This is a genomic window from Sphingobium algorifonticola (genome assembly GCF_004005485.1).
GTDB classification, from domain to species: Bacteria; Pseudomonadota; Alphaproteobacteria; order Sphingomonadales; family Sphingomonadaceae; genus Sphingobium; species Sphingobium algorifonticola.
Window position 1 is genome coordinate 791,729 of sequence record NZ_RZUL01000001.1, and the last position, 18,669, is coordinate 810,397.

An 18,669-nucleotide genomic window follows, 5' to 3' on the forward strand; every position below is an offset into this window, starting at 1 on the left:
CATGTCGCCCGAGGGTGGCGTGCAGACGGATCGGGCCGCGCTGCTGGCGCATTACGACCTTGATGCCGCAGGGTTCGAGGCGCTCGATGACATTACCCGCTTCGCCAGTCGGCTGTGCGCGGTGCCCACCGCGATCGTCAGCATTGTGGAGGATGACCGGCAACGCTTTCTGGCGCGCGTGGGGCTGGAGGCAAGCGAGACCCCGCGGCACCTGTCCTTTTGCGCCCATGCGATGCTGGGCGAGCAGTTGTTCACTGTACCGGATACGCACGAGGACCCGCGCTTCGCCGAAAACGGTCTGGTCACCGGTCCGCCGTTCATCCGCTTCTATGCAGGTGCGCCTCTGAAAAGCAGCGATGGCATTCCCCTCGGCGCCCTGTGCGTGATTGACAGTCAGCCGCGTGAGGGCCTGACGGCCATTCAGGAAGAGGGTTTGATCCTGCTGGCGCAGCAGGTTTCGACGTTCCTCGAAAACAGGCGAGCGGACAGGATTCAGCGCAAGGATGCGAAAAGCCGTGCGCGGGCGCTGGCGGAAAGCGAGGAGCGGTTCCGCATTCTGGCCGATGCGATGCCGCAAATGGTCTGGTCGACGTTGCCCGACGGCTATCACGATTATTACAATGCGCGCTGGTACGCCTTTACCGGCATGCCCGAAGGCTCAACGGATGGCGAGGAATGGAACGGCATGTTTCATCCCGACGATCAGCCGATTGCCTGGGAACGCTGGCGCCATTCGCTGGCGACAGGTGATCCCTACGAAATCGAATATCGCTTGCGGCATCACAGCGGCGATTATCGCTGGGTGCTGGGCCGGGCGCTGCCCATGCGCGACGCGAAAGGGCGTATTACCCGGTGGTTCGGCACCTGTACCGACATCCACGCCCGCAAGCAGGAGATGGAAGAGCGCGAGATGATCGCGCACGAGCTGTCGCATCGCATCAAGAACATCTTCTCGGTCATCAACGGCCTGATCGGCCTTTCCGCAAGGCAGCATCCCGCGCTGGCGGGAATCGCGGAGGAGTTGCGCGATCGCGTGAATGCGCTGGGGCGGGCACATGACTATGTAAGGCCGCACAGCCTGGGGTCGGCTTCCGAACAGGGGCAGAACAGCCTGATCGGCGTGCTGGGCCAGCTTTTCGCGCCCTATCAGTCTGCGGCCCAGAACCGGATTATCATTCATGGCGCGGACCAGGTGATCGACGACCGTTCCGCAACGCCGCTGGCGTTGCTGTTCCATGAACTTGCAACCAACGCGGCGAAATATGGGGCGCTCTCGAATGCGCAAGGCAAGGTCCATGTCACGATCGCCGCAGAGGGCGAAACGAGCGTCATGGAATGGCGCGAAGAGGGCGGACCGAGCGTGGCTTCGCCTTCGACAGGCGGCTTTGGAACGCGGCTCATTGCCCTGAGCGTTGAACGTCAACTGGGCGGCCGGATTGAACGCGACTGGCGGCCGGAGGGGCTTGTCGTCAGCCTGCGGATTCCGACCCGCGCGATGCGCCGGGACCCTGCCGAAACGGGATGAAGCCGGACACCGCCGACAAGTCGATCGCGAGATCGTCATTGGCGGCGCTGACGATCGCCAGCGCGGTTTCGATCGTGGCGCTACGAAACGGTTTGGTGATGACGCCCAGTGCAGCCTCGGCGGCAGGGCCAATCTGGCTGGGGTTGGCCGTCACGTAAATGACCTTGATGCCGAAGTCGCGTGCCAGCGTCTGGCCGATCAGCGGACCGGTCGGGCCATCGCGCAAGTTGAGATCGACCAGCGCGATATCGCTCTCCGGCGCAGCGGACAAGGCGGCAGCACGATCGGCGGCAATCGCGCTCACCGCAAATCCGGCCGAAGTCACGATGTCCTCGATCTCCAGAGCGACGAAAATCTCGTCCTCAACAATCAGAACGCGCTGTGCCATCCCATTCCTACCATCGCATGTCGGTAACCGATCCCTTTGCGCCGGATCAAGCCCGAAACTCCTTTCCAAAAGCCAACAGCCGTTACCCGCTGGTTATCGCTATCCAGCAGGCGCACGGAGACATCCCGGATAATGCGCAAAACGTCCTTGGGTTCCACCCATTTAGCCGACCGTCGCCGGTTCGGTAGGCAGACGCTCTACAGGAGCATGTCGACAGCGTGCAGCGCGAGGCCAACCAACCCGCCGACCAACGTGCCGTTGACGCGGATATACTGAAGGTCGCGACCCACCGCATTTTCCAGGCGACTGGTCACCGTGACCGCATCCCAGCCGCGCACGGTTTCACTGACCAGCTTCACGATGCTGTCACCATAGGCCGCGGTCGCGCCCACGACGCTGCGCCGCGCAAGACGATTCAGCACCGCGCGGATTTGCGGGTCGTCCTGCAAGGTGCCGCCAAGCTGACGCAGTGCCTCGCCGAACCGGCCGGCCATTGCGCCCGAGGGGTCGCGAGCGGCACGCAGCAGGCTGGCACGGCCCTGCTCCCACAAGCCGTTGATCCAGGCCTGCATCGCGGGATTATCGACGATCTCGTCACGGATCAACGCGACACGCGCCTGCATTTCGGGATCGAACTGGAGGTCAGCGGCCAGATTGCGCAGCGCCTCCTCGGCCTTGATGCGCAAGGGATGGTCGGCCTCCTCGGCCATGTCGGCAAGCAGCTTCTGCAGCCCGGTTATGATCGCATTGGCGACATTCTCGTCAAGTCCCGTCCAGCGCAACAGCTTGCCCGCGCGCGCATGGACCATGTCGCGGATCAAATGGTCGTTCGCTTCCAGCGTCCGCCCCGCCCATCCGATCATGCTGTCCAGCACCGGCGCGTGGCGACCGTCATGCATGGCCGCGTCCAGTGCCTGGCCCAAGAGCGGCCCCAGGTTCAGGCCGCGCAGCCGCTGGACAATGGCGCCCTTCACCATGCCGCCCAGCCGTTCCTGATCGAGCGCCTCCAGCAGATTCGCCGCCAGGCGCGATGCCCCCTGTCGCAACCGTCCGTCACCATCCGAAGGCTGGCTCAGGAAACGACCGGCCGCCGATGCCACGTCAACACGCCGCATGCGCCGGGCAACGACGGCGGAGGTCAGGAAATTGTCGCGCAGGAACGCCGCCAGCGTATCGCCGATCCGGTCCTTGTTGCGCGGAATGATGGCGGTGTGCGGAATGGGAAGGCCCAGCGGGTGGCGGAACAGTGCGGTTACGGCGAACCAGTCCGCCAGGCCGCCGACCATGGCCGCCTCGGCAAAGGCCTGCACATAACCGATCGCGGGATGGTGATGCGCCAGGGATCGCGCAAGCACGAAAAGCGCCGCCATCGCGACCAGCATGCCCGTTGCCAGAATGCGCATGCGGCGCGTGCCATGGGCGGCGGCCGAGGTGATGGCGGCGGCGGGCGGATCGAGACGAAACAGCTTCATGACTGGCCCAACGCCTTGCGCGCCGTTTCGTTCAGGCAACAAAATGCGGAGGGAGGACCAAGCGGTCCGTCACTCGGCGGGTTGAACGGACCCGTCGCCGCGCGCCTCGTCCGCCGTCTTGTCGCCCGGCGTATAGGTCAGCAGGCCCCGGGTAAGCCGCGGCCCGAGCCAGGATTCCAGGCCGACCGCAAGGCTGAACGTTGCAGGGACGATAACCAGCGTCAGTACCGTCGAGAGGATCAGCCCGCCGATAACGGTGATCCCCATCGGCTGGCGCCACGCGCCATCGCCCGTCAGCGAAAGCGCCGTTGGCACCATGCCCGCGACCATCGCCACCGTGGTCATCACGATCGGCTGCGCGCGCTTGTGCCCGGCATCCATGATCGCATCATATTTCGGCACGCCCTTGTAGATTTCCTCAAGCGCGAAATCGACGACCAGAATCGAGTTCTTGGCGACGATACCAAGCAGCATAAGCAGGCCGATGAACACGGGCATGGACACCGGCTGTCCGGCGACATGCAGCGCAAGGAGGCCGCCCAGCGGCGCGAGGAGCAGCGACCCCATGTTCACGAACGGCGGCATGATCCGCTTGTACAGCAGCACCAGCACGGCAAAGACCAGCAGAATGCCGGAGAGCACGGCGACGATGAAGTTCTGGATCATTTCGGCCTGCCACTTGGCATCGCCCACATTGAGCTTCTGAACGCCGTCGGGCAGCTTTTTCATCGTCGGCAGCGCATTGATGAGTTTCATCGCGTCGCTGGTGACGACACCCGGTGCGTAATCGGCCCCAACAACGATCCGGCGGATCTGATTGTAGCGGCGAATCTGGGTGGGGCCTGCGCCAAACTCGATATCAGCCACGACGTTGAGCGGCACCGAGCCACCATTGGCCGTCGGGACCGGGAGATTTTCGATGGTCGAGAGGTCTCTGCGCGATCCCTCCGCCAGAGAGACGCGGATCGGGATCTGGCGATCGCTGAGCGAGAACTTCGCGCTGTTCTGATCGATGTCGCCCAAGGTGGCGATACGGATCGTCTGGCTGAGCGCGGAAGTCGTGACGCCCATGCTCGCGGCAAGATCCATGCGCGGCTTGATGATGATTTCAGGCCGCTGCATGTCGCCCTGCACCCGCGGATCGCGCAATTCCTTGAGGCCGGCCATTTCACTGACCAGTTGATTGGCGGTCTTCTCAAGCAGCGCGGGATTGTCGCTGCCGAACATCAGGATCACGTCGCGGCCGAAACCACCGCCCGATTGCGACTGGAAATTGACTCGCGCGTCGGCAATATCCCGGAACTTGGGGGCGATCGACCGTTCCCATTCCACCGACGTGACCGGCCGATCCTTGCGCAGGGTCAGGAAAATATCGGCCTTGGTCGGCTCGATATCGGCAAAGGCCGCATCGACCACCTTGGTATCGGCCGACAGCAGATCGGTGACGCGCTGCGTCACGCGGCGCGTCTGTTCCAGCGTACTGCCGGGGACCATTTCGATCTTGACCTGGCTGGAGTCATTGTTGGTCGTCGGCTGGAATGCCATGGGCAGCGTCGCAAAGGCGACAATGGTCAGCACGAAGGCGAGAAAGCCGATGCCAACCGTCCAGACGCGATGATCGACGAGCATGGCGCGGCTGCGCCGCTGGAGCCTGATCCACGCGCGCGACAGGCCAGTGCGAGCAGTGTCGAGCTTCGCCTGCCATTTGTCCCACGCGCGCACGCGGTCGGCCGCACGCTGATCGAGCGACCAGCGCAGGACACTCATATAGCGATCCATCATCCAGCCTTCGCCGTGGGTCGCTTCGCCATGGGCCTTGAGGAAGTAAGCCGCGACCATCGGCGTGATGAGACGGGCGACGGCAAGGCTGAGCAGCACCGAGACGACCACCGTCATGCCGAACTGAATGAAGAACTGCCCCGAAATACCCGGCATCAGCGCGACCGGCAGGAACACCGCAACGATCGCCATGGTCGTTGCCAGCACGGCGAGGCCGATTTCGTCCGCCGCGTCGATCGATGCCTGATACGCGGATTTGCCCATGCGCATGTGGCGGACGATGTTCTCGATCTCCACGATCGCATCGTCCACCAGCACACCGGCCACGAGGCTGAGTGCCAGCAGCGAGATGAAGTTGAGGGTGAAACCCATCATCTCCATGAACCAGAAGGCGGGTATCGCGGACAAGGGAATGGCCAGCGCCGAAATCAGCGTGGCGCGCCAGTCCCGCAGGAACAGGAACACGATGACGACGGCCAGCAACGCGCCTTCGATCATCGCCGCGATCGCGGAATGATATTGCGCCTTGGTGTAATCGACGCTGGTGAAAAGCTGCTTGAACTTCACCTTGGGATTGGCCTTCGCCAACTCCGCAAGGACTTTCTGGCTTTCGTCATAGACCGTGACGTCCGATGAGCCCTTGGCCTTTTCGATGCTGAAGCTCGTGACCTGACGGCCGTTCATCAGGCCGATCGACCGTTGTTCCGCGTACATGTCGCGCACATCGGCAATGTCGGCGAGCTTGACGGTCTGCCCGCCGGCAATCGCTATCTGCGTCTGGCCCAGGGCATAAGCATCTGCCGCATTGCCCAGGACGCGCACGGACTGTTCGGCCCCGGCGATTTCGGCGCGGCCACCGGCAGCGTTGAGATTGACCTGCCGCAGCTGCTGGTTCACCTGCGATGCGGTAATCCCGTGCGCCTGCATCCGCGCGGGATCGAGTATGACGCGGATTTCGCGGCTGACGCCGCCGCTCCGCCGTACCGAGGCCATGCCCTGAATGCCGAGCAACCGCTTCGCCACCGTGTTGTCGACATACCAGCTCAATTCCTCCAGCGTCATGTCGGTGGTTTCGGCGCTGAAATAGGCGATCGGCCCGCCTTCGGCATCGACCCGCGTGACCTGAGGCTCCAGAATGCCGTCGGGCAGATCGCCGCGGACCTGATCCACCGCATTCTTGACGTCGGCAACGGCGCGGTCGATGGGCGTGCCGATGTTGAACTGAACGAAAGTGCTCGATTGCCCTTCGTTTGCGATCGACGTGATTTCGTCGACGCCGCTGATCGACCGGACCGCCGCCTCGATCCGCTGCGTGACCTGTGTTTCCAGTTCGGACGGTGCCGCACCAGGCTGAGACACGGTAACGTTGACGGCCGGAAAGCTGATATCCGGGAAATTGTTCACGTCCATGCGCATGAAGCTGACGATGCCCGCCAGCAGCAACGCCACGAACATGACGATCGGCGACACCGGATTGCGGATGGCCCAGGCCGATATATTGCGAAAGCTCATCTGTTCAGCCTCATTTCGCGCCGCGCTGTTGCGCCTGCGCGCTTCATTCGATTGTCAGGCGCCGGTCGGGGCAAGCTTCTGCAATTCGGGCTTCACTTTCTGGCCCGGATTGAGGAAGGCACCGGCCGATGCGACCACCCGCTCCTGCCCGCTCAGTCCCGATGTAATGGCAACGCCCGTGCTCGACACCTGACCGACGCGCACCTTGCGGCGCTCGACCACGTCTTTTGCGTTGACCACGAAGACATAATTGCCGCCGTTATCGCTCAGCACGGCCGATTCGGGCAGCAGCGGCGCCGACCCGGTGCCGGTCACGATGTTGACAGCAGCAAAGCCACCCGGCCGGATGGCGGAGGCATAAGGGAGAGCAACGCGTGCTATGCCCTGACGGCTGACGGGGTCGATCACGGGCGCCACTTGCCAGACGCGTCCTTCGACACCCTGCGCGCCGCCGACCGGCGTCACGGTTGCCGGCACACCGACACGCACCTTCGCCAGATCCGCCTCGCTCAGCAAGGCGCGCAATTCCATCTCGCCATCCTTCGCAATGCGGAAAAGAACGCCGCTGGACGCACCGACGACCTGACCCGGCTCCACCGCACGGGTAAGAACAAGACCGGCGGCCGGGGCGCGCAGATCGAGCCGCCCGTTGCGCGCGCGCTGCTCGGCAAGCTGCGCCTCGGCCACGGCCACACGGGAATTGGCGGCCGCCAGCGTCGCTTCGCGCTGGTCGATATCAGCCTGCGAAATGAAACCGCGACCAACGAGCTGGCGCGCGCGATCGAGCTGGGCCTTTGCAAGCTTGGCATCGGCACGCGCCACGCCGATCTGCGCGGCAAGGGCCTTGGCCTGTTCGGACTGGACCGATCGTTCGACGACGGCGAGCACCTGGCCTGCGCGCACCCAGTCTCCCGGCTGCACGAGCACACGCGTCACCTGGCCACCTTCGCCCACGACGCCGACGGGCATGTCGACACGCGCGTTGAGCGATCCGGTCGCCGTGACGGTACTGGCGACATTGGACTGGCCAGGGCTGATCACGGTGACGACCGGCGCGCTCACCTGTGCGCCGGCTGCGGCATCGTCCCCTGCGGCGCCGTTCCTGTTGCCCAGGGCGAGCGCCGCCACGACCAGCACTGTGGCTGCAACCACGCCGCCGATGACGATGCGCCGACGCTTGCGCCCGCGCGCTTCCTCATCCTGCAAAGGCATCATGCCGATATCGCTCGCGAACTGTGTCTCGTAATTCATGCCCGTCCACTCTGATGCGCGGTGGACCGATGACCCGATCCGCTCCCCCGATGTCCCCAACTGTATTATATGAATATATCACCATGCTCAAGCCTGAAAAACAGGGGGCATGGCGCACAGCATAATCTGGCGCGACCCGCGGCAGCAATGCGCCCGGAACGGCTGATTTGCAATAGTTTCTACCCGACGGCGCCGTCAAGCGCAGCCAATTTGGACGGTAGCGTGCGTCCCCGCCACAATCGTTTGCCGGGAAAGCACAGAAATACAAAAAGGCCCGCATCGCTGCGGGCCTTTTCGATGTTCAGATTGATGGTGTTGCGGTGATTCAGCGCACCCGGCCGCGACGGACGAGGTTGACGATCGCGAGCAGCACGACGGCGCCGACAAACGAGGCAAGCAGCGACGACAGGCTGAAGTCGCTGTTGTTGATGGTGCCGCCGCTCAGGAACAGGCCCGCCAGAAACGCGCCGACGATGCCGACGACGATATTGAGAAAAATGCCCTGCTGGGCGTCGGTGCGCATCACGATGCTGGCAAGCCAGCCGATCACGCCGCCGATGATGAGCCAAAGAATAAGCGTCATGAAATGTCTCCTCCGTCCAAGCATCCCCCTGCCCGGTGTACGGCACTGTAAACGGCGCAAGGCCTCGCCTGTTCCATGTCGGTGCGAAGTTTATTGCGATCGGCGATCTATTGCCGCCATCGCCTGTCCCGCAGAAACGCAAAAGGCCGCCTGCGATGGGGAGCAGGCGGCCTTCGCGATGCATCCTCTTGAGGACGCCGGTTCCTCTCCAGGAAGCCCGTCAATATTTCTGCTGGCGCTCGTAAAGCGACTTGTAATGCTGGATGCGCGTGACCCGCAGGCCGGGCATGCCCGACCGGTCGACAGCGCGCTGCCAGCTTGCGAATTCTTCAAGGGTGAGCGCATACCGCTGGCACGCCTCGTCGACGGTCATCAGCCCGCCGTTCACCGCGGCGACCACTTCCGCCTTGCGGCGCACGACCCAGCGTGTCGTGCCAGCCGGCGGCAGGCTGTCGAGGGTCAGCGGTTCCCCTAGTGGCCCGACGACCTGGGCGGGGCGGATTTTCTGGTTCTCGAACATTCTCACCTCAATAACGGCATCGGGGTCAAGCCTTCGGGCATTGCTGCCTTTCGGGCATGGCCTTGACTGTGCATCACAGCGCTGAACATCGGCTAAAGCGCCAAGGTAAACGCCATATTCACTACTCTCGCGCCACATTGTGCTGCCGCGCGATCACGGGATTGAAACTGCCCGCGAGGCATGTGGCGTCGATCGCGCCACGGTTTGCGCCGACCCCGAACATCGCGGCCAGCACATCGACCCGATCGTCCTTCCCGGCCTGCCCCCGCAGGAAGGATGCCATCTTCTGGGCTGTCGGGCTGGCCGCCTGCTGCGCGGCCGAAGCCGCAAGCAGGACCGGCAAGTCCGCCATCCACACCGATTCCGGCGGCAATGCACCGGAAGCCTTGAGGGCCAGCATCCTGGAAAAACTCAGATCCATGCCGACCGTCTTAGCCAGCAAAGGATAAGGGGCGGTAAATCAGGCAGTCACATCCTGTTAGCCGGAATGAAGGGCCGGTTAAGCGTGGCGCGGTCGGGGTGGAAACGCCCCGGAATACGGGCTATGGGCGAGCGATCATGCCCATTGACTTCCAACTTGAGGCGCCGCTTTCGGCGCGGCGCATCGTCGTCGCCATGTCCGGCGGGGTCGATTCCAGCGTCGTGGCCGCGCTCGCCGCGCGCACGGGCGCGGAAACGATCGGCGTAACGCTGCAACTCTATGACCATGGCGCCGCGACCGGGCGGGCCGGAAGCTGCTGCGCCGGGCAGGATATTCGTGATGCGCGCGCCGTCGCCGACCGCCTTGGCATCGCCCATTATGTGTTCGATTACGAAAGCCGGTTCCGCGAATCGGTGATCGCCGATTTCGCAGACGAATATATGGCCGGTCGTACGCCGATCCCCTGCGTGAAGTGCAATATGGGCGTGAAGTTTACCGATCTGTTCGCGCTGGCCCGCGATCTGGGTGCCGATTGCCTCGCCACCGGCCATTATGTCCGCCGGGTGATGGGGCCGCAGGGGGCGGAACTGCACCGCGCGCTCGATCCCGCGCGGGACCAGAGCTATTTCCTGTTCGCCACCACGGCGGCGCAGCTTGACTATCTGCGCTTTCCGCTGGGTGGCATGCCCAAGCCGCAGGTGCGCGCGCTGGCGCAAGACCTGGGTCTTGCGGTGGCGCTGAAGCCCGACAGCCAGGATATCTGCTTCGTACCCGATGGCGATTATGCGAAGATCGTGCGCAGCGTGCGGCCCGATGCCGACGCAAGCGGCCCGATCCTCCATGTCGACGGCACGCCGCTCGGCATGCATCGCGGCCTTATTCACTATACGGTGGGGCAGCGGAAAGGGCTGGACATCGGCGGACAGCCCTCGCCGCTCTATGTCATCCGGCTCGACCCGGAACGCCGCGCCGTGATCGTGGGGCCGAAGGCCGCGCTGGCGGTCGCATCCGCATCTCTTGGCGACATCAACTGGCTTGGCGGCGACTTCACCGGGCCGTTGACCGCCAAGGTCAGGTCCATGGCACGACCGGTGCCCGCCCGGCTGGATGGCAACCGGCTGGTCTTCGATACGCCGGAACTGGGCGTCGCGCCCGGCCAGGCGGCGGTATTGTATGACGGTGATCGGGTACTGGGCGGGGGCTGGATCGATGCGACCCAAGCGGCGGTGCTGGAGGGGGTTTAGGCTGACGCCTCCCCTCCCCTTCAGGGGAGGGGCCGGGGGTGGGGCATGTAAGCGATCACCCACAATGCAGGCGACAACCGACAGCCCCACCCCAACCCCTCCCCTGCAGGGGAGGGGCTTTTTTTGCTTTTGTTACTCCAAAATACATCCGAACCCCTTGCGCCAGCGCGCCGTGCGCTTCGCCATCAGAGGGACATGACCCGTTACGGCCTTGTCCTGCGGCGCGTCACTGATCGACACGATTTCCATGCCCGGTTCGGTATCGTCTGCGCAACTTTCCATACTGCGCCCTTCGACATAACGGCAGGAGCAGGTCATCCGCGCGCCATAGGCCGCGCCGACCGCCGCCTGCCCCTGCCATGCGCGCCAGTTCCAGGCCACCGTGGCGGCCAGCGCGACGATCAGGACCAGCGCGCCGATGCGCCAGCGACGAGCGTGAGACATGCCTCCCCTTTCCGCATTGCCATGCTATGAGCGCGGCCATGAAGACCAAAACCGCGATCCGTGCAAGCCTCTCGCTTGTCCCGCTGCTGCTGCTGGCTTCCGCCGTGCCGGGCGCGGGGCAGTCTGCGCCGCTCTACATGGTCGAAGCCGATTCGGCGGTATCGGAAGCGGCGCTGCGCGGCGCGATCGACGCGATTTTCGATGCGGACGACATGGGCGACACCCGCGCGCTTCTGGTGCTGCACGATGGCAAGATCGTCGCGGAACGCTACGCGCCCCAATTCGGGCCGGATACCAAACAGCTTAGCTGGTCGATGGCCAAGACCATCACGGCCGTACTGATCGGATTGATGGTGTCCGACGGGCGCCTGGCGCTGGATTCGCCGGCGCCGGTGCCTGCCTGGAACCAGGCGGGCGATCCACGCGGGGCGATCACCCTGCGGCAGTTGCTCACCATGTCCTCCGGCCTTGCCCATGCCGAAAGCGCCGAGGATGCAGGCGGCGCGATTGCCGCGACCGATACCGCGCGGATGCTGTTCACCGACGGCGCGGGGGATATGGCAGGCTATGCGGAGGCCAAGCCTCTGGCGGAACATCCGGGCGCGCGATTCAATTATTCCAGCGCCACCAGCGTGATCCTGAGCGATATCCTCACCCGAATGCTGACGGATAGCAGCGATCCCGAAACCCGCCGCGCCGCGATGATGCAGTTCATTGAAGGACGGCTGAAGCAGCCGGTGGGCCTCGGCAGCCTGACGCCCGAGTTCGATGCGCGCGGGACGATGATCGGCGGCAGCATCATGCACATGACCGCGCGGGATTATGCAAAGTTCGGCGAGTTCCTGCGCACCAGGGGCCGCGCAAACGGACGGCAGATATTGTCGCAGCGCTGGGTGGATTTCATGACCAGCCCGAGCGAGCGGGAACCGGCCTATGGCGGGCATATCTGGCTGAACCGGGACAGCGAAAACAGCGCACTGTTTCAGGGGATCGGGCCGAAAAGCCTGTTCGGCTGCGTCGGTCACAACGGGCAATATATCCTCGTGTCGCCGCGCCAGCGCCTCACGATCGTGCGGCTGGGCGTATCCGACAGCGAACAGCGCGTGCCGCTGCGCAAGGCGCTGGGGCGGCTGGTGGAGCTGTTTCCGGGGTAGATCACGTCGCCATGGGGAGCCGGAAACAGAGCTTTTCAGCCATCGTCCGTCTTCATTTTCGGCAATTGGCGCAGATCGGTTTCCTGCGTCTCCAGCCAGAGCACGGCCTGCGCGATGCGGCGCGCCACCGTCGCGCCGGTCTTGGCCGAGAGGACATGGTGGCAGATCGCCCGCTGCTTGCCCGGCGTCAGCATCGCCCAGCGTTCGGCCGCCGCCCGGTTTCCTTCCAGCGCTTGTGCCAGAAGCGGCGGCATATCCACCTCATCCTGCGGTTCGACCCGGAACCGCAGGGTGGCGAAACAGTCGACGGACAGGCCCGTCGCTTTGAGAAGCGGTTTGCCGAGCATCAGATACCAGCGCCCCCGCGAAGGTTGCCAGGCGCCGGTACACGGCTGATCGTTCAGTTCACCGCTGATCCGCAAACGGGGATGTTCGGCTAAGGGCAATTGCCCGGCAATCTCGTCCGGCAGCCACAGCACCGTGTAGCGATAGGTGCCGAGATCATGGTGTTCGACCAGTCCGGTAAACGCGAAGGGAAAATAGTCCATTGCGGCACCTGTCAGGCGCATGGCGGATGCTTGAGGAGCGTATCGCCTCGATCGACCGGTTGCAATCCGCGCGCGCCTATATGCGGAATATCCCCTCGATCACCGTCACGCACTGGCCACCCAGCACCGCGCGGTCGCCCTCAAGGCGGCAGGTGAGGTGGCCGCCGCGCGCGCTTGCCTGAAAGGCCGTAAAGCGGTCACTGCCTAGGCGCTGTGCCCAATAAGGTGTCAGCAGGGCGTGGGCCGAGCCGGTGACCGGATCTTCGTCGATCCCGGCGCCCGGCGCGAACACGCGGCTTACCACATCCGTATCGTGGCCCGGCGCAGTGGCGATGTAGAGGATATCGCCCGGATCGATGGCACGCAGGCGATGGAAATCGGGGGACAGCGCCAGCACCTCTTCGGCACTCGCATAGACGAGCAGGCTGTAGCCGCCTTCGCGCCACCATGTCTCCACCGGCGCGCCGCCGACGCCCGCCACGATGTCGGGCAAGGCTTTCGGCTGCATTGCCCAAGCTGGCAGATCGAGCGCATAGCCTTTCCCATCCCGCCGCACCTCCAACACACCGGCCTTGCGGGTGGCGAAGCGCACGGCGTCCCGATCGCCGATCAGGACATGACCGCTCGCGAGCGTGGCATGGCCGCACAAGGCGACTTCGACCAGGGGCGTGAACCAGCGCAGTTCGTAGTCCGCGGTGCCCGTGGCATCCGGTACGGTGAAGGCGGTTTCGGCAAGATTATTCTCCGCCGCAATCGCCTGCAACGTCGCGTCCGGCAACCAGCAATCCAGCGGCATGACCGCCGCCGGATTCCCGGTGAAAGGCCGGTCGGCAAAGGCATCGACCTGCGTGAAGGGCAACGGGCGCATGATGGCGATCCTCAAGACATGTCAGGGCAAGATGCGCCCGGCTCTGGCATGCCGATGGCAGCGTGCAAAGGTCCAGTCGCAACGCACTGGCTTTGCCCCCGCCCGGCGGACCGCTGACCCGGGATCAAGCCTGTCCGTCGGCCTGCTCCGCAAACATGCGCAAGGCACCGCCGATGCCGGTGGCGAAGGCCCGTCGCGAAAGCGCAGATTTTGCATTGAAAGGCACGGCCGCATGCGACCATTCCGGCGAACGCCAGAAAACCGCTGTGCCGATTGCACCCGATGCGCACGGTGCAGTGCCCAGTCTTGTGCCAAAGTGGCTATGGTGTCAGTCCAACGACAACTTGACCCCAGTTGACGCGGTGCACCCCAAATCGAGGGATGGCTGGCAGGCGCGCTATAGGTCTGACAGTGCCAGCTGATGAATGTGGCCGCAGGACGGCCGTTTGTTCCAAGGACGCATGCCTGACTTTGCTATATGCTTCCGCATTGCAGAGCCGCGCGACTCGTCGATATGCCGTGGCGTAACGCGGGAGGCGTCGATGACCAGCCTAGATGTATTGCCAACAGCAGCCGCCGAATTATCCCTTGCTGGCGACGATGGGCCGTTTTTCACGACGTTTGAGACTCGGTTCGTGCTGCCGCGCAACGTGCTGATCGCCAACGACATTGATCCTGCTGGGGGTGTCGGCAACATAACGTCGGTGCAGGATGCGGTGGGCGGCACAGCAGTCCTCGACGCGAATACGAACAACGTCTTCTTCACACCTGCACCAGGCTTTTCCGGCCAGGCCTCGTTCGCCTACACCATCGTCTATACAGACGGGACGGCGGACACGGCGACTGTGAGCATAGAGGTGGGCGGGCCACCCGAACCCGACAATGGTGCGCCCACCGGACAGGATTTCTTCGAATTCTTCATGCAGGAAGGCGGCGTGCTCGTCGTTTCCGGCCCGGGCGTGCTGGACGGCGCGAGCGATCCGGACGGTGACGCGCTCAGCGTCATCCTCACGCAGGACGCCGGCTTTGGAGACCTGTTCCTCAACCCGGACGGCAGCTTCAGCTTCCGGCCGTTTCAGGAGTATAGCGAAGACGTCTTCTTCAACTTCCGAGTGACCGACGGTAATCTCGCCAGCGACGAATACAGTGCCATCATCAACATTCAGCCGGTGAATGACGCACCCAATGCGGGTGACGACTTCTACGAGCTTGACGCAGATACGGTCTTCAGCGGCTCGGTGCTGGAGAACGACGGCGATCTGGAGGACGACGGGCTACAGGCCATTCTGGTGAGCGGCGTCGCAAACGGGACACTGGAATTCGCGGCGGACGGCAGCTTCACCTACACGCCGAACGCAGGTTTTTCCGGTACAGACAGTTTCACCTACCGCGCCAGCGACGGCTTGGACGAGAGCGAGATCGCCACAGTGACGCTGACGGTCACTCCGGCAGAGGAAGACGCGACCATCTCGGGCACATCCGCTGACGACCAACTGAAGGATACGAGCGGCGACGATGTGATCGACGGCGGCGCGGGTGACGATCGCATCTTCGGGGGCGAGGGCAATGATGTAATCCGCGGCGGCGCGGGTGAGGACTGGGTGGACTATTCGACCTACCGCACCGGCGGCGTCCGCATCGACCTCGCCTTGCTGGGGGAGCAGGACACGGGGGCTGCTGGCCGGGACAGAATTGGAGGGATCGAGAATATCCATGGCTCCCGCGTCGACGATGTGCTTCGCGGCGATTCCGGCAGCAATCAGATCAAGGGCGGGACGGGCAACGACCTGCTGTTCGGCGCGGGGGGCGTCGACTATCTATTCGGCGATGCGGGCGATGATATACTCGACGGGGGTACTGGCGCGGACGTGATCGCCGGCGGCGGCGGCATCGATCGTTTCGTATTCACCAGCGCAGACGGCGATCTCGTGAAGGATTGGCAAGCGGGCGAAGTGGTCGATATTTCGGCAATCGGCGGGGCGTTCGCATTGGTTAGTCGCTACGGTAAAACGTTTGTGACCTTTGATACGGATGGGGACGGGCAATTCGACGATGGATCGATCATCTTCAATGCCACTCTCGCCCGCAGCGACTTCTACACAGGTGATGCACCAGTCGTCTGAGGGTAACTTGTCTCCGGTCGGGTCGGCGCGGACGTATTCCTTGCCTGCGGCACGACAGACATGCGCAAGGGTTTTGACGGCCTTGCCATAACAAAGACGCTCGGCGCCCTTTCGCCACTCTCCCGTGCAAATAGGCATTCGCGCTTCCCCTCGTTTGCGTGTACCGACATGCCGTCTGCGGGGCCGTGCCCGATCCCCCCGCGCCCTCTGACCGACCGGACGCCCGCTGCGTGATACCCCTGATGCTTCTCGATACCGCCGATCTCCCTGACGGGGGTACGTTGCGGCTGATGCGGCGCGGGAACGATCATTTCATCCTGTTCGGCCGCAACGAGTTGATGAGCAGCCGCCTGAAGGGATCGGAAGAGGCGCTCGCGAGCCTGAGTTGCGCCCCGCTGAAGGATCGCAGCGGCGCGCGTGTGCTGATCGGCGGCCTTGGCATGGGCTTCACGCTGCGGGCGGCGCAGGCGCTGCTCAATCGCACGGCACACATCGTCGTTGCCGAGCTGGTGCCGAAGATTCTGGAATGGGCGCAGGGTCCGCTGGCCCATCTGTTCCACGACAGCCTCTCCGATCCGCGGCTGTCGGTGCGCCTCGAAGATGTGCGGGACAGCCTGCTGGCGGCGGCGCAGGGCGGGTCGGCGACGGGCTATGATGCCATTCTCCTCGATGTCGACAACGGCCCGGACGGCCTCATCCATCTTGCGAACGATTGGCTTTATGGCGCGGCGGGGCTGCGCGCGGCGCGGGCGGCGCTGCGCCCCGGCGGCATGCTCGCGATCTGGTCCGCTTATGACGATCCCGCCTTTACGGACAGGCTGTCGCGCGCGGGCTTTGCCGTCGATCCGGTCAAGGTCCGCGCGACCGGCGGGCGCAAGGGGGCGCACCATATGATCTGGCTGGCGAGAAAGCCTTAGCACCGCAATCAGCATCCGGCCGCCATGGCACTGGCGCAGGCCGCACCCCATATCAATTGGCATGACACAGCTGACTGTCTGGTATGATGGCGGATGCCCGCTGTGCCGTCGCGAAATCGCGCTGATGCGACGGCTTGACCGGCGCGGGCGGATCGCCTTCGTCGATGTCGCAGGCGATGGCGATGATGCGGCGTGCCCGGTGGATCGCGCGGCGCTGCTCGCCCGCTTCCATGCGCGGGAAGATGGCGTAATGTTGTCCGGCGCGGCGGCCTTTGCCGCCATGTGGCGCGCCATTCCGCTACTGCGCCCGCTCGGCCTGCTGGCACGCAACCCGCTGGCGCTGGCGCTGCTGGAGCGGCTCTACCGCGCCTTCCTGATCCTACGCCCGCGCCTCCAGCGGTTCGCCGGTCGGCTGGACTAACTGATCTTGCGTGCCAGTTCCTTGTTGATGGCGAGTGCCACCAGCGTCGCCAGCGCGCCCGAGAGCAGATAGCCGCCCGCCGCCAGGATACCGAAGCTGCTTGCCAGCCACAGCGCGGCCAGCGGCGCGAAACCGGCACCGAACAGCCAGGCGAGGTCGGACGTCAGCGCCGCGCCGGTATAGCGGTGGCTGCTCGGAAAATTGGAATTGACCGCGCCGGACGACTGGCCGAACGCCAGACCGAGCAGGATGAAGCCGCCGACCATGAAGATGATCTCGCCAATGTCGCCGCCGTTCAGAAGCTGCGGCGCAAAGCCGCTGAACATCGCGATCGCCGCCGCCGTGGCGCCCAGCAGATAGCGCCGCCCGACGCGATCGGCGATCATGCCCGAAGCGATCACCGCCAGCACGCCCACCGCCGCGCCGATGATTTCGATCATCAGAAAGCGGGCCGGATTTTCCCGGGTGTACAGAAAGATGTAGGACAGCGGAAACACGGTCACCATGTGGAACAGCGCGAAGCTGGCCAGCGGCGCGAAGGCCCCGATCACGATGTTGCGCCCCTGCGTCCGCACCGTTTCGAGCACCGGCGAAGGTTGCAGCTCCCGGCTTTCATACAGTTCCGCATAATCGGGCGTCGAGACGATCCGCAGCCGCGCGAACAGCGCCACGACATTGATCGCAAAGGCGACGAAGAAGGGATAGCGCCAGCCCCAATCGAGAAAATCCGCCGCCGAAAGGGCGCTGACCAGAAACGCGAACAGCGCGCTGGCGACGATCAGGCCGAGCGGCGCGCCCAGTTGCGGGATCATCGCATACCAGCCGCGCTTGCCCTCCGGCGCGTTGAGCGCGAGGAGCGAGGCCAGCCCGTCCCACGCGCCGCCCAGCGCGACGCCCTGGCCCAGGCGAAACAGCGCGAGCAGCAGCGCCGAACCGACGCCGAACACGGCATAGCTTGGCAGGAAAGCGACGGCGGCCGTCGATCCGCCCAGCAGGAACAGCGCGATCGTCAGCTTCACACCGCGCCCATATGTGCGATCGACCCACATGAAGATGAGCGTGCCGACCGGCCGCGCAATAAAGGCGAGCGCGAAGATCGCGAACGAATAATAAGTGCCGGTCAGCCGATCGACATAGGGAAAGACCAGCGCGGGAAAGACCAGCACCGAAGCGATCGCATAGACGAAGAAATCGAAAAACTCCGATGTGCGCCCGATCACCACGCCGATCGCTATCTCACCGGGCGCGATGCTGCCGTCGTTGATGACGCGGGCGTCCCGCTCCAGCTCCGTGGAGTTTCCCGATGCGCGCGTGGCGCTTTTGGATGGCGCGACTCCGGCGGTCATATGCTATGCTCACTTCAGACTGGACCTGCGCAAAAGCGGCAAGTGTCAGTGCGGTTCATTATCGTGCTGAAACTGCCTTTGCCACATGCGCGTTGTGGGCAGGATTGGACAAAATGTCCAATGTCAGTCCCGTCGGCCCGGGCGTAGGAGGCT

General features: G+C 64.3%; 17 protein-coding genes. 6 read left to right on the forward strand and 11 right to left on the reverse strand.

Annotation, left to right across the window (positions count from 1 at the left end):
- Position 1 precedes the first annotated feature (1 nt).
- A complete protein-coding gene (locus ENE74_RS03730) occupies positions 2–1,525 on the forward strand; it encodes a PAS domain-containing protein (RefSeq protein WP_127689559.1) in 1,524 nt (507 codons plus the stop codon).
- Here the strand turns inward: ENE74_RS03730 and ENE74_RS03735 are convergent.
- From ENE74_RS03735 to ENE74_RS03765, 7 genes are all read right to left on the reverse strand, one after another.
- Complete coding sequence (locus ENE74_RS03735; protein ID WP_127689263.1) at positions 1,470–1,913, reverse strand: response regulator; 444 nt, start codon at positions 1,911–1,913, stop codon at positions 1,470–1,472. The genes ENE74_RS03730 and ENE74_RS03735 overlap by 56 nt on opposite strands.
- 197 nt (positions 1,914–2,110) lie before the next feature.
- Entirely contained in the window at positions 2,111–3,385 is a 1,275-nt protein-coding gene (locus ENE74_RS03740; RefSeq protein ID WP_127689264.1) for a DUF445 domain-containing protein, read from the reverse strand.
- Between the two features lie 69 nt (positions 3,386–3,454).
- Positions 3,455–6,676, reverse strand: coding sequence for an efflux RND transporter permease subunit (locus tag ENE74_RS03745; RefSeq protein WP_127689265.1), 3,222 nt, complete (start codon positions 6,674–6,676; stop codon positions 3,455–3,457).
- 54 nt (positions 6,677–6,730) lie between these two features.
- Positions 6,731–7,927: an efflux RND transporter periplasmic adaptor subunit gene (locus ENE74_RS03750; RefSeq protein WP_127689266.1), complete on the reverse strand. Its 1,197-nt coding sequence runs from the start codon at positions 7,925–7,927 to the stop codon at positions 6,731–6,733.
- A gap of 325 nt (positions 7,928–8,252) precedes the next feature.
- Entirely contained in the window at positions 8,253–8,510 is a 258-nt protein-coding gene (locus ENE74_RS03755) for a GlsB/YeaQ/YmgE family stress response membrane protein (protein ID WP_127689267.1), read from the reverse strand.
- Between the two features lie 220 nt (positions 8,511–8,730).
- Positions 8,731–9,030, reverse strand: coding sequence for a CtrA inhibitor SciP (gene sciP, locus ENE74_RS03760; RefSeq protein ID WP_127689268.1), 300 nt, complete (start codon positions 9,028–9,030; stop codon positions 8,731–8,733).
- 121 nt (positions 9,031–9,151) lie between these two features.
- Positions 9,152–9,451 carry a hypothetical protein gene (locus tag ENE74_RS03765; protein WP_241241806.1) on the reverse strand — a complete coding sequence of 100 codons (300 nt, stop codon included), beginning with the start codon at positions 9,449–9,451 and terminating at the stop codon, positions 9,152–9,154.
- 137 nt (positions 9,452–9,588) lie between these two features.
- Here ENE74_RS03765 and mnmA point away from each other — a divergent pair, with 137 nt between their 5' ends.
- The gene (gene mnmA / locus ENE74_RS03770; RefSeq protein WP_127689269.1) at positions 9,589–10,695 is read left to right on the forward strand and encodes a tRNA 2-thiouridine(34) synthase MnmA; all 1,107 of its coding nucleotides are present in this window, start codon (positions 9,589–9,591) and stop codon (positions 10,693–10,695) included.
- Between the two features lie 132 nt (positions 10,696–10,827).
- On the opposite strand, the gene ENE74_RS03780 is transcribed toward mnmA, so the two are convergent.
- Positions 10,828–11,139, reverse strand: coding sequence for a hypothetical protein (locus ENE74_RS03780; protein ID WP_127689271.1), 312 nt, complete (start codon positions 11,137–11,139; stop codon positions 10,828–10,830).
- Between the two features lie 38 nt (positions 11,140–11,177).
- Here ENE74_RS03780 and ENE74_RS03785 point away from each other — a divergent pair, with 38 nt between their 5' ends.
- Positions 11,178–12,293 carry a serine hydrolase domain-containing protein gene (locus ENE74_RS03785; protein ID WP_241241807.1) on the forward strand — a complete coding sequence of 372 codons (1,116 nt, stop codon included), beginning with the start codon at positions 11,178–11,180 and terminating at the stop codon, positions 12,291–12,293.
- 35 nt (positions 12,294–12,328) lie between these two features.
- On the opposite strand, the gene ENE74_RS03790 is transcribed toward ENE74_RS03785, so the two are convergent.
- Both ENE74_RS03790 and ENE74_RS03795 read right to left on the reverse strand, forming a co-directional pair.
- Positions 12,329–12,841, reverse strand: a complete 513-nt coding sequence (locus ENE74_RS03790; protein WP_164847364.1) for a YdeI/OmpD-associated family protein — start codon at positions 12,839–12,841, stop codon at positions 12,329–12,331.
- 76 nt (positions 12,842–12,917) lie between these two features.
- Complete coding sequence (locus ENE74_RS03795) at positions 12,918–13,709, reverse strand: PhzF family phenazine biosynthesis protein (RefSeq protein ID WP_127689274.1); 792 nt, start codon at positions 13,707–13,709, stop codon at positions 12,918–12,920.
- Positions 13,710–14,251: 542 nt separating this feature from the next.
- On the opposite strand from ENE74_RS03795, the gene ENE74_RS03800 reads away from it, so the two are divergent.
- The 3 genes from ENE74_RS03800 (at position 14,252) to ENE74_RS03810 (ending at position 17,170) form a co-directional block, all read left to right on the forward strand.
- Positions 14,252–15,832, forward strand: coding sequence for an Ig-like domain-containing protein (locus ENE74_RS03800; protein WP_164847365.1), 1,581 nt, complete (start codon positions 14,252–14,254; stop codon positions 15,830–15,832).
- Between the two features lie 242 nt (positions 15,833–16,074).
- The gene (locus ENE74_RS03805; protein WP_206517631.1) at positions 16,075–16,749 is read left to right on the forward strand and encodes a spermidine synthase family protein; all 675 of its coding nucleotides are present in this window, start codon (positions 16,075–16,077) and stop codon (positions 16,747–16,749) included.
- Between the two features lie 61 nt (positions 16,750–16,810).
- Positions 16,811–17,170, forward strand: coding sequence for a thiol-disulfide oxidoreductase DCC family protein (locus tag ENE74_RS03810; protein WP_127689277.1), 360 nt, complete (start codon positions 16,811–16,813; stop codon positions 17,168–17,170).
- On the opposite strand, the gene ENE74_RS03815 is transcribed toward ENE74_RS03810, so the two are convergent.
- Positions 17,167–18,516, reverse strand: a complete 1,350-nt coding sequence (locus ENE74_RS03815) for an MFS transporter (protein WP_127689278.1) — start codon at positions 18,514–18,516, stop codon at positions 17,167–17,169. The genes ENE74_RS03810 and ENE74_RS03815 overlap by 4 nt on opposite strands.
- Positions 18,517–18,669: the final 153 nt, after the last annotated feature.